Annotated in this window: 9 protein-coding genes; 7 read left to right on the top strand and 2 right to left on the bottom strand. The window is 66.6% G+C overall.

The window, feature by feature from the left end:
* Window positions 1-1,098: ferredoxin reductase (locus BW971_RS19850; protein ID WP_076475448.1), on the top strand; the 1,098-nt coding region annotated here is incomplete at its 5' end.
* Between the two features lie 47 nt (window positions 1,099-1,145).
* A complete protein-coding gene (locus BW971_RS19845; protein ID WP_083709120.1) occupies window positions 1,146-2,651 on the top strand; it encodes a fatty acid desaturase family protein in 1,506 nt (501 codons plus the stop codon).
* Between the two features lie 22 nt (window positions 2,652-2,673).
* Here the strand turns inward: BW971_RS19845 and BW971_RS19840 are convergent, their stop codons facing one another.
* Complete coding sequence (locus tag BW971_RS19840; RefSeq protein ID WP_076482823.1) at window positions 2,674-3,315, bottom strand: TetR/AcrR family transcriptional regulator; 642 nt, start codon at window positions 3,313-3,315, stop codon at window positions 2,674-2,676.
* 171 nt (window positions 3,316-3,486) lie between these two features.
* Here BW971_RS19840 and BW971_RS19835 point away from each other — a divergent pair, with 171 nt between their 5' ends.
* From BW971_RS19835 to atzF, 5 genes are read left to right on the top strand one after another with little or no spacing between them, the layout of a single operon-like run.
* A complete protein-coding gene (locus BW971_RS19835; protein WP_076482800.1) occupies window positions 3,487-5,070 on the top strand; it encodes an amino acid permease in 1,584 nt (527 codons plus the stop codon).
* A complete protein-coding gene (locus BW971_RS19830) occupies window positions 5,067-5,921 on the top strand; it encodes an urea amidolyase associated protein UAAP1 (protein WP_076482799.1) in 855 nt (284 codons plus the stop codon). The genes BW971_RS19835 and BW971_RS19830 overlap by 4 nt, the downstream gene beginning before the upstream one ends.
* Window positions 5,922-5,948: 27 nt before the next feature.
* Window positions 5,949-6,629, top strand: a complete 681-nt coding sequence (locus BW971_RS19825) for an urea amidolyase associated protein UAAP2 (RefSeq protein ID WP_076482798.1) — start codon at window positions 5,949-5,951, stop codon at window positions 6,627-6,629.
* Window positions 6,626-8,632 carry a 5-oxoprolinase/urea amidolyase family protein gene (locus tag BW971_RS19820; protein ID WP_076482797.1) on the top strand — a complete coding sequence of 669 codons (2,007 nt, stop codon included), beginning with the start codon at window positions 6,626-6,628 and terminating at the stop codon, window positions 8,630-8,632. Before BW971_RS19825 ends, BW971_RS19820 begins: the two co-directional genes overlap by 4 nt.
* A 47-nt stretch (window positions 8,633-8,679) precedes the next feature.
* Window positions 8,680-10,353, top strand: a complete 1,674-nt coding sequence (gene atzF / locus BW971_RS19815) for an allophanate hydrolase (RefSeq protein ID WP_076482822.1) — start codon at window positions 8,680-8,682, stop codon at window positions 10,351-10,353.
* A 14-nt stretch (window positions 10,354-10,367) separates the two neighbouring features.
* Here atzF and BW971_RS19810 read toward each other — a convergent pair whose 3' ends face one another.
* Window positions 10,368-10,712 (bottom strand): helix-turn-helix domain-containing protein, encoded by a 345-nt coding sequence (locus tag BW971_RS19810; RefSeq protein WP_083710454.1) that lies wholly within the window; start codon window positions 10,710-10,712, stop codon window positions 10,368-10,370.

Here is a 10,712-nt window from a genome sequence, read left to right as displayed (position 1 = left end):
ATGGCTGAGCGTGGTGCGGTTCCTCGGGTGTCGCCGGTGCGGCGGGGGTTTATGCGGGCGGTGACGGGGTTGTTCAATCCGTTGCGTCCGGATGATTACGTGGAGATGATCAATCCGTTGTGGACGACGCGGGAGTTGCGTGGTCGGGTGGTGGAGGTGGAGTCGGAGGGGTCGTCGGCGGCGACGGTGTGGATTCGGCCGGGGTATGAGTGGCCGGGTCATTTGCCGGGGCAGTATGTGCGGTTGGGTGTGGTGGTGGATGGGGTGTTTCATTGGCGGGCGTATTCGTTGACGTCGGATCCGGATCCGCGTGATGGGTTGATCAGTGTGTCGCCGAAGTTGGTGCCGGATGGGACGGTGTCACCGTTTTTGGTGCAGCGGTTGCGGCCGGGTGAGATTGTGCGGCTCGGTGAGATCGAGGGTGTGTTCACGTTGCCTGATCCGTTGCCGTCGAAGTTGTTGTTCGTCAGTGCGGGTAGTGGGATCACTCCGATCATGAGTATGTTGCGGGCGTTGGATCGGCGGGATCGGATGGCTGATGTGGTGGTGATCCATTCGGTGCGTGAGCGTGAGCAGTTGATGTTCGCTGATGAGTTGGATGATTTCGCGGATCGTCATGACGGGTTTGATCTGCATGTGCGGGTCAGTGGTGATGACGGGCGGATGTCGGTGGCCGATATCGAGTCGTGGTGTCCGGATTGGTCGCAGCGGGAGGCGTTGTGTTCGGGGCCGTCGGAGTTGTTGGACGATCTCGTCGAGTTCTGGGACACCCACGATGTCGCGGAGCGGATTCATCTGGAGCGGTTCCAGCCGGTGATCGGGGGGGATCCGGGTGAGGGTGAGGGTGGGGTGGTGCGGTTCGCCAAGTCCGGGGCCGAGGCCACGTGTGAGCCGGGGCAACCGATCTTGCAGGCCGGGGAGGATGCGGGGTTGGAGTTGAAGTTCGGGTGTCGGATCGGGATCTGTCATACGTGTACCGGGGTTCTGGATGCGGGGCAGGTGCGGGATCTGCGGACCGGGGAGGTGTCCTCGCCGCAGGGCCAGGCCATCCGGATCTGTGTGCATACCGCTGAGGGTGAGGTCACCGTCAAACTGTGACCCCTGCCCGGGGCCTGTAGTACAACAATTATTTGGGAGAACACATCATGACCACACATGCCACTGACCGCACCGACACGACTTCCTACGGTGGGGATGGTGATCGTTCGGGGGCGCGGGTGTACGGGGTGGGCCCGGATGGGCAACCGCATCCGTTGGCGCATTTGTCTGATGAGGACATCGAGTTGTTGGGCAAGGAGTTCGACGCGATCCATGACGATGTGTACGCCGACCTCGGTGATGGTGATCGGCGGTACATCAAGTCGGTGATCGCCGCGCAACGACAGTTGGCGGTGTTGGGTCGGGTGGTGTTGCTCAACTCGCGGTCCACCCCGGCGTGGGTGGTGGGCACCGCGTGTCTGGGGATGGCGAAGATCCTGGAGAACATGGAGATCGGGCACAACGTGATGCACGGTCAGTGGGACTGGATGAACGACCCCGACATCCATTCCTCGGTGTGGGACTGGGACACCGCCTCCACCGCGGAAGCGTGGAAACATTCCCACAACTATGTGCACCACACCTACACCAACATCCGCGGTAAAGACAAAGACCTCGGCTACGAGATCATGCGGATCGACCCCCACCAACCCTGGTCACCGGTGTATCTGCTGCAACCGTTCTACAACGTGGTGTTGATGGCGTTTTTCGAGTGGGGCGTGGCCGTACACGACCTGGACATCGAAGCGATCCGCCGCGGCGACAAACCCGCCGCCGAGATCATCCACGACCTGAAAGGCATCGCCGGCAAAGCCCGACGCCAGATCGTCAAGGACTACCTCGGCTGGCCCGCCGTGTCGGCGGCAGCGTTCCTCGCCACCCACACCCTGACCGGTGGGCGTCTCGATCAACCCGCCACCTCCCGGACCGGGCGGCTGCTGCGTACCGTCAACCGTCGAACCCACCTGGGCCCGGTCACCCTGCTCGCCGCGGCCGCCGACCGGGTGTTACCCGGCGCCGAGGACACCTTCCTGCGGACCGCGGGCGCCGATTTCGTGGCCAACCTGATCCGCAACGTGTGGTCGAACGCGATCATCTTCTGCGGCCATTTCCCCGACCAGGCCTACACCTTCTCCCAGGACGAGACCGCAGACGAGACCCGCGGCGGCTGGTACGCCCGGCAACTGATCGGCGCCGCGAACATCGAGGGCTCCCCCCTGTTCCACATCATCTCCGGCAACCTCGGCTACCAAGTCGAACACCACCTCTACCCCGACATGCCCTCCACCCGCTACGCCCAGGTCGCACCCCGGGTCAAAGACATCTGCCAACGCTACGGACTGCCCTACAACACCGGACCCTTCCACCGCCAATGGGCACAAGTCCAACGCACCATCCTGCGCCTGGCCCTACCCGGCGGACACCCCCGACCCAAACCCGGCCCCTACCACCGACCACCCCACTCCGCACCCACCCCCACCCGACCCAGCGAAGCCACCCACTCCCGCAACCGCATCCCCCACCCCAACCCCGACACCAACCACCCCACCACCGGACCCGAACACCCCAACACCAACAACGCCACCCACGTCACACCCCCACCCCGCACCTAAACCACCACCACAAGGTGGGGCCTCAGCGCAGCATCTCGGTGATCGCGAGGACCAGACCCTCGACGACTCGTGCGCGATCGGCCTCTGCGCCAGGCGCATCCGGATCTCCGAGGTCACCATCGGAACGCATGCTGATCACCGACTCGACCAGGCGGAAGGGCAGGGTCGTGCGCGGATCGTCGGCCGACCCGACGACTTCGGCGGTCAGATCGGCGTACACGGTGGCCAACTCGATCCGGGCATCCCGGAACGCGGAGAATCGCTCCGACCGCAGTTCCGGTAGGAGGTAGAGCGCGCCCAGGTTCCACCGGGCACCCGCCAGCTGCGCCGCGTCGAACCGGACAAGGCTGAGCAAGCGCTCAGCCGGCGGGACATCCGTGGTCGCGGTCCGTGCGACCTCCAGCGACGGAACGACCGTGTCGCGCAACAACGCAACCAGGATGTCCTCCTTGGTGGCGAAGTGGTGATACAGCGACGCCTGCCGCATCCCGACTGCTTCGGCGATCTTGCGCGTCGAGGTGCCCGCGTATCCGTGCGTGGTGAACAGTTCCCCCGCGGCATCGAGGATCTCCTCCCGCGGACTCCCGCCGGATCGCAACCTGCCGACCAAACGCGGCCGTCCCGGTCCGGTGGCAGGCGTGGGAGAGGTCGGCACGGGTGGCAGATTACGCGACACCACCCTCACCGGGACCGGTGAGCATCTCGTCACACACATGTCACGCACGGGCAACCGGTGAAACAAAAACCGTCGATAGGTTTTCGATCAGTCGACAGGTATTACCGCTTCGCCGGAGCAGCGGGGCCGTCGTCGCCCATCCGCATGAGGAGCTCACGCATGACCATCACCTCCCGATCGGCCGCACCGGATACCGGGGTCCCGGGCCGTCAAGTCTCGTCCGCCGAGGACGCATCGGCATTGTCCGAGCTGGGGTATCGCCAGGAGTTGCACAGAGGCATCGGCGCCTACGCCGCGTTCGCCTCCGGCTTCTCCTTCGTCTCCATCCTGACCACCGTGTTCGCCCTGTTCGCGCTCGGCTTCGGCCTGGGCGGGCCGGCCTTCTTCTTCACCTGGCCCATCGTCTTCGTCTGTCAGTTCTGTGTCTGCCTGGTCTTCGCCGAGCTGTCGGGCAAATTCCCGGTGGCAGGCGCGATCTACCAGTGGTCGCGACGACTCGCGGGCGAGGGTGTCGGATGGTTCGCGGGTTGGTTCATGCTGATCGGTTACATCGTGAGCGTCGCCGCGCTGGCCATCGCCATGCAGAGCGTGCTGCCGTCCATCTGGTCGGGCTTTCAGTTCATCGGGTCCGACCCCAGCCTCACGTCGGTGTCCGGCGCGACCAACGGCATCGTGCTGGGCAGCGCGACCATCGCCCTGTGCACCCTGATCAGTTCCCTCGGCGTGTCCTTCATGGGGAAGATCACGGTCACCGGAGTCACCGTCGAGATCATCGGGGTGGTGGTCCTGGTGGTACTGATGTTCGTCAAGGCCGAACGCACGCCGGTCGCCGCGGTCGCCGACACGGGAGGTCATGGCAGCGGTCTGGGTTACTTTCCGGCGTTCCTCGCGTCGATGCTGATGGCCGCCTACGTGATGTACGGCTTCGACAGTGCGGCCGAACTCTCCGAGGAGACCCGCAACCCCCGCAAGACCGCCCCGCGGGCGATCATCACGGCGCTGCTCGCGTCGTTCATCGGTGGCGGCCTGATGATCATCGGGGCGCTGATGGCCGCCCCATCGCTGGGCGCGCCCGAGTTGTCCACCGAGGGAATCGCCTGGGTGATCACCAGCCAACTCGATTCCACGATGGGCAAAATCTTGTTGTCGGTGGTGGCGGTGGCCATTTTCTCGGCAACTCTCGCCATCCAGGCGTCGGCGTCACGGGTGATGTTCTCGATGGCCCGCGACAACCGACTTCCGTTCGGCACCTTGCTCGCCCGGGTGAACCCACGCACCGGCACGCCGGTCATCACGGGGACCGCGGTCAGCGCCCTGTCCATCCTGGTACTGCTGATCAACCTCGGACAGGCGGGTGTCTTCGCCGCCATCACCAGCGTGTCGGTGGTCATCGTCTATCTCGCCTATCTGATGGTCACCGTGCCCGCGTTGGTACACCGAATCCGCGGACGCAGCCTGACCTACGGCAAACCGATACTCGACCTGGGCCGGTGGGGGCTCCCGGTGAACCTGGTCGCGGTGGTGATGGGCACGGGGCTGATGGTCAACATCGCCTGGCCCCGCGAGGAGGTGTACGACCCCGCGGGAACCTCCTGGTTCCTACACTACTTCGCGGTGATCTTCCTGGCCGGCAGCACCGTTCTGGGGATTCTGGCCTACCTACGGGTACGTAGCCTACCTGCAACCTCGCCGCCACCCGCCGACCGTGTCACGCTCACCGAACCGACGAAAGGTGCCTCATGACAACCACATCCGATGTCACCGAGACCGCATCGACCAACGGTGCGCGGGCACACGCCCGCGCACAGGCCACCGCCCTGACCGACTCGATGCCTGTTGTTCCCGCATCGGACTGGCCCGACGTGCCCGTCGGCGTCGCCGCCGCCGCGATGACGTGGGCCGAGACGGTCCCCGGCGGTCGTTACACGGTCAAGGTGCTCGCCCGGGGCACCCGACTTCGACTGCGTGACATCGCCGGTACGGCCTGCGCCCATGTCCTGCTGTGGCGTGCGGACGCACCCTGGGAGCGGTTGAACGTCGCCGACACCGTGAAGGTGCCCTGGCAGGCCTACCTGGGTACCGGTCATCCGTTGCTCAGCGACCAGGGACGGGTGCTGGCCACCGTCGTCGACGACGACTCCGCCCATCACGACGCGCTCTGCGGAACCACCACGTTGGCCGGTAATGTCGCGAAGTACGGCCAGGGGCAGGTCCACTCGGACAGTCCGGCGGGTCGCGAGCTGTTCACGCTGGCCGCCGCCAAACACGGGCTGACGCCGGTGGACGTCGCCCCCTCGGTGTCGTTCTTCCACGGGGTGATCGCCGAGGCGGACGGTACCTTGACATCCAAGGGATCGGCTGGGCGCGACAAGCACATCGATCTGCTGTTGCACCTACCGTGCGCCGTGGCAATGGTCAACACCGCCCATCCGCTCGACCCGGCGCCGACGTTCGACGTGGGCCCGCTGGAAGTGCTGGCCTGGCACGCGCCCGACGACCTAGCCGCACTCCTTGCCGACGCGGATGGCGCCGACCCCGAATACCGACGCGCGGTGATGAATTCCGAGGACTGTTGGCACGCCGCCCACGTCTGAGCCGAACTCGACCACCAAGGAGAAATCATGTCCACCTCCATCTCCACCGCCACACCACCACTGATCGACGCGCCCGCTGCCGACCTCGCCATGGTGCCCGGTGACATCGTCACCGACACCCAGGTCGACGCCCTCGCACCGTGGTCGGGTGTCGTCAGCACCGGCGACGTGCTGACCATCGTGGATCTGTACGGCAATCAGGCCGTCGACACGCTGTTCTACGCTGCCGGCGATCTTCGCAGGCGATACTCCGCCCAGACCACCCTGGCCGCACAGGGAAACATCTTTCTGACCACGGCCAGCGTGATCCGCGATCAGGAATCGCAGCCCCTGATGACCATCGTGGCTGACGAGGTGGGCAACCACGACACCCTGGGTGGCGCCTGCTCACAGGAGTCCAACACTCTTCGGTACGGCCACCACACCCGACACCAGCACGCCTGCGTGGAGAACTTCCTCATCGAGGGCAGCAGACACGGCATCGGCAAGGCCGACCTGGTGGGCAACGTGAACTTCTTCATGAACGTCCCCATCGACCCCGACGGCACACTGGGCATCGTCGACGGACTGTCGGCACCGGGTAAACGTCTGGCGCTGCGCGCCGAGACCGACACCCTGGTCCTCATCTCCAATTGTCCGCAGATCAACAACCCGTGCAACGGGTTCGACCCCACGGCGATCCGCATCATCGTCACCCGACCGCGATGACCGCCATCGAGGTGGTCCGGCCCGGGCCGATGACCACAGTCCAGGACTGGCCGGGCCGAACGGGGTACTGGCAGGTGGGCGTGCCACCGTCGGGACCGATGGACGATCTGTCGTTCCGGTTGGCCAACGTCGCGGTCGGCAACGCTGAAGGTGCCCCCGGTCTGGAATGCACCATCATGGGGCCCGCACTGCGCTTCACTGCAGCCACGGTGGTCGCGGTGACCGGTGCACCCGTACGAGTCACCCTCAACGGAACCGTTGTGCCGCAGCACAGTCCGATCAGCATCTCTGACGGAGACGAACTCGACGTCGGCGCGGTGGGCGACGTCGGCATGCGGGTCTACCTCGCGGTGCGCGGTGGTCTGCGCGCTGATGCGTACCTGGGCAGCGCGTCGACGTTCACGCTGGGTCGCTTCGGGGGACACCACGGTCGCGCGCTGACCGCAGGCGACGTGCTGACCGTCGCACCGGTGTCGAGTTCGACCGCACCGCGGCGGGTCCAGATCGACGAGCAGCCCGCGCTGGGCAATTCCTGGGAGCTGGCTGTGACGGTCGGTCCGCACAGCGCACCCGAGTTCTTCACCGACCACGACATCGCCACCCTCTATGCGACCTCGTACGAGGTCCACTACAACTCCGACCGCACCGGCATCCGACTGATCGGACCGCGTCCGGAGTGGGCTCGCGAGGACGGCGGAGAGGCCGGGCTCCATCCGTCCAACATCCACGACAACGCCTATTCCGTCGGCGCACTGGACTTCACCGGCGACACCCCGATCCTGCTCGGTCCGGACGGGCCCAGCCTGGGCGGCTTCGTCTGCCCGGTCACGGTGACCACCGCCGATCGATGGAAGCTCGGACAACTCACGCCCGGTGATCGTCTGCGCCTCGTGCCGATTCGGACCGCCGCGGCCGCCGATGCCCGTGCGCTGGACCAACGTCGGCGGGCACAGCACCTCACGGTGCTGTCGTCCGGTGGTGATGACGACGGCGGGATCCTGGCCGAACGCATCACCAGCGACGGTGCCACGTCGGTGACCTACCGCCGCAGCGGCGACGACAACATCCTGGTCGAATACGGCGACATGACACTCGATCTCGCATTGCGTGCGCGTGTGCACGCCCTGCAGCAGCGGATTGTCGCGGATGCTCCGCGCGGGTTGATCGACCTCACCCCGGGCATTCGCACGTTGCAGGTCAAGGTGGATCCGTCCGTCATCGACCAGGATCGCTTGTTGGACTGGCTGGTCGAGTGTGAGTCGGACCTGCCCGCGGCCGACGATCTGGTGGTACCCAGTCGCACGGTGCGACTGCCGTTGTCGTGGGACGACCCGGCCACCCGCGAAGCGATCGAGCGTTACATGCTCGGCGTTCGTGACAATGCCCCGTGGTGCCCGTGGAACATCGAGTTCATCCGCCGGATGAACGGACTGGACTCGGTGGACGACGTGTATCGCATCGTCTTCGACGCCGACTACCTGGTCCTCGGTCTCGGCGATGTCTACCTCGGCGCACCGGTGGCGACGCCGCTCGACCCGCGACATCGTCTGGTGACCACGAAGTATAACCCGGCTCGTACCTGGACTCCGGAGAACGCCGTCGGCATCGGTGGTGCCTACCTGTGCGTTTACGGCATGGAAGGTCCTGGGGGATACCAGTTCGTCGGTCGCACCACTCAGGTGTGGAACCACCGGCACCCGGAGAACGCAGCCGACTTCGAGCCGGAACACCCCTGGCTGCTGCGGTTCTTCGACCGCATCAGTTGGTATCCCGTCAGCGCGGAGGAACTCCTCGACATGCGCGCCGACATGGCTGCGGGCCGCGGTCGGGTGGACATCCGGGACGGACAGTTCTCGCTGGCCGAGCACCGGCAGTTCCTGGCGGACAACGCCGACGAGATCACCGCCACCCGCGACCAGATGGTGGATTCCCGCCGAGAGGAGCGCAGGCGATGGTCTGAGGGCGGCGAATTCGCGATCGGCATGAAGGAGAGCCTCGCATGACCGCCCGACCCGCCCTTGGTCAACAGACGACCACCCACCGACCCACCATGTCCGACGAGGTGGAGACCGATCGGGTCACCGACATCTACCGTCGGATCCAGGTGTCGGGTCGCACCGAGATCTTCACGCATCTACGCCCTGCCACCGACGTGCTCGCCGACCATGAGGCGTCGGTCGCGGGTGGTGGCGAGTTGGCGGGTGTGCTGCTGGCGGTGAAGGACAACGTGGATGTGGCGGGTCTGCCGACCACGGCAGCGTGCCCGTCTTTCGGCAGTGTCGCCGCCGAGGACGCGCCGGCGGTCGCCGCGTTGCGCGCCGCCGGTGCGGTCGTCATCGGCAAGACGAACCTCGATCAGTTCGCCACCGGTCTGGTCGGCACCCGCAGCCCCTTCGGCGCCGTCCGTGACTCGCGTCGGATGTCGCACATCTCGGGTGGCTCGAGTTCAGGGTCCGCGGTCGCGGTGGCCCTGGGCTTCGCCGACATCGCCATCGGCACCGACACCGCCGGTTCCGGCCGGGTGCCCGCAGCCCTGCAGGGCATCGTCGGGATCAAACCGACGATCGGGGTGGTGTCGACCGCGGGTGTGGTACCCGCGTGCGCGAGCTACGACTGCGTGACCGTCTTCGCCGCGGACGTGCCGTCGGCGAACACCGCAATGGGCGTGATGGCGCGGGCCCCGGGCGACCGTCCCTTCGGGTCCGACACCGCGTTCGCGGCCGGACCCACCCCGGTCATCGCGGTCCCCCGCGAACTGCCCGGGCTGGACGCACGGTGGCAGCGGGCGTTCGCGGCCGCGGTGTCACACGCCGAGTCCGCGGGGATGCGGATCCGGTCGATCGACCTCACCGACTTCCTCGACGCCGCAGCTGTGCTGTACGACGGTGCGCTGGTTGCCGAGAGGTACGACGCTGTCGGCGACGTCGTGCGAGCGGGCGCACCCGATCTCGACCCCACGGTCGCGGCGATCATCACCGCCGCCGACCGTTGGTCGGCCGTCGAGTTGTTGGCAGATCGTCGGCGGGTGGCGGCCTTGCGCGCGTCGGCGTCGGCACAGCTCGACGGAGTGGACGCGCTGATGGTGCCCACGGTGCCCGCGCATCCGACCATCACCGAGGTGGACACCGCACCGGTGACGACCAACTCGCTGATGGGCACGTACACCAATTTCTGCAATCTGTTCGACCTGTGCGCGATCGCGATCCCCGCAGGCATCGTCGACGAGGGGGCACGAGGCATCGCGCAGTTCGGGGTCTCGTTGCTGTCCACCGCGCACCGCGACGCGGTGCTGCTCGACATCGCCGCGCGTCTGACCGGCGACCGGTCGACCACCACCTGGCCGGAGCCGGCCGGAGCCGCGACCACCGAGCTCGCGGTGTTCGGCGCCCACCTCCGCGGACAACCACTGGAGCATCAGCTGACGGATCTCGGGGCTCGTTGGGCCGGCGAGATCGCGACCGCACCAAGCTATCGACTCGTTGCCCTCGACACCCGACCGGCCAAGCCCGGCCTGGTACCCGACAGCGCGGGTCGGTCGATCCGCGGCGAGAAATGGGTACTGTCACCCGCCGCGTTGGGGCGGTTCCTCACAGCATTGCCCGATCCCATGACACTGGGTGCGATCACGCTCGACGACGGGAGCACCATCACCGGGTTCAGCTGTCATCAGGAGGCGTTGACCACGGCGACCGACCTCGAGGTCGACCACTGGTTGCTGCGCTGAACCCTCGTGCCGGGTCAGGCCACCGCGTGCAGACCCTCGGCGCCACCGGCCACGGTGTCGAGCGGTGGCACCACCCGCACGGTCATGTCCGTGAGCAGGTCGACGAGGCTGCCGCCCAGGGCGCGGGTGACCGCACCGACGACCTCGGAGGACGCCTCCTTGTGTCCGCGCTCGACCTCCGACAGGTAGGTGATCGATACCCCTGCCTCGGTCGCGACCTCCTTGAGCGTGCGGCCCTGACGCTGGCGCGCCGACCGGAGCGTCTCACCCAGCAGTTCGCGCAACAGTGGATCGGGGCGCCGCACGGGTGGGGCGACCGGCACGTCGAGAGGAGCCGGTATGACCTTCAGACTTGCCAT

Origin of the sequence: Williamsia sterculiae, from assembly GCF_900156495.1 — a bacterium.
In the GTDB taxonomy this organism is placed as follows: Bacteria; Actinomycetota; Actinomycetes; order Mycobacteriales; family Mycobacteriaceae; genus Williamsia_B; species Williamsia_B sterculiae.
The sequence above is the reverse complement of the archived record's forward strand: the minus strand, read 5'-3'. Positions and strand labels throughout refer to the sequence as shown.

What these genes read in the sequence shown, in the direction of transcription:
- BW971_RS19845 (WP_083709120.1), top strand. Translation starts at nt 1,146, where the DNA reads ATGACCACACATGCCACTGACCGCACCGACACGACTTCCTACGGTGGG.
- BW971_RS19835 (WP_076482800.1), top strand. Translation starts at nt 3,487, where the DNA reads ATGACCATCACCTCCCGATCGGCCGCACCGGATACCGGGGTCCCGGGC.
- BW971_RS19825 (WP_076482798.1), top strand. Translation starts at nt 5,949, where the DNA reads ATGTCCACCTCCATCTCCACCGCCACACCACCACTGATCGACGCGCCC.
- BW971_RS19820 (WP_076482797.1), top strand. Translation starts at nt 6,626, where the DNA reads ATGACCGCCATCGAGGTGGTCCGGCCCGGGCCGATGACCACAGTCCAG.
- BW971_RS19810 (WP_083710454.1), bottom strand. Translation starts at nt 10,712, where the DNA reads ATGGCAAGTCTGAAGGTCATACCGGCTCCTCTCGACGTGCCGGTCGCC.
- atzF (WP_076482822.1), top strand. Translation starts at nt 8,680, where the DNA reads ATGTCCGACGAGGTGGAGACCGATCGGGTCACCGACATCTACCGTCGG.
- BW971_RS19830 (WP_076482799.1), top strand. Translation starts at nt 5,067, where the DNA reads ATGACAACCACATCCGATGTCACCGAGACCGCATCGACCAACGGTGCG.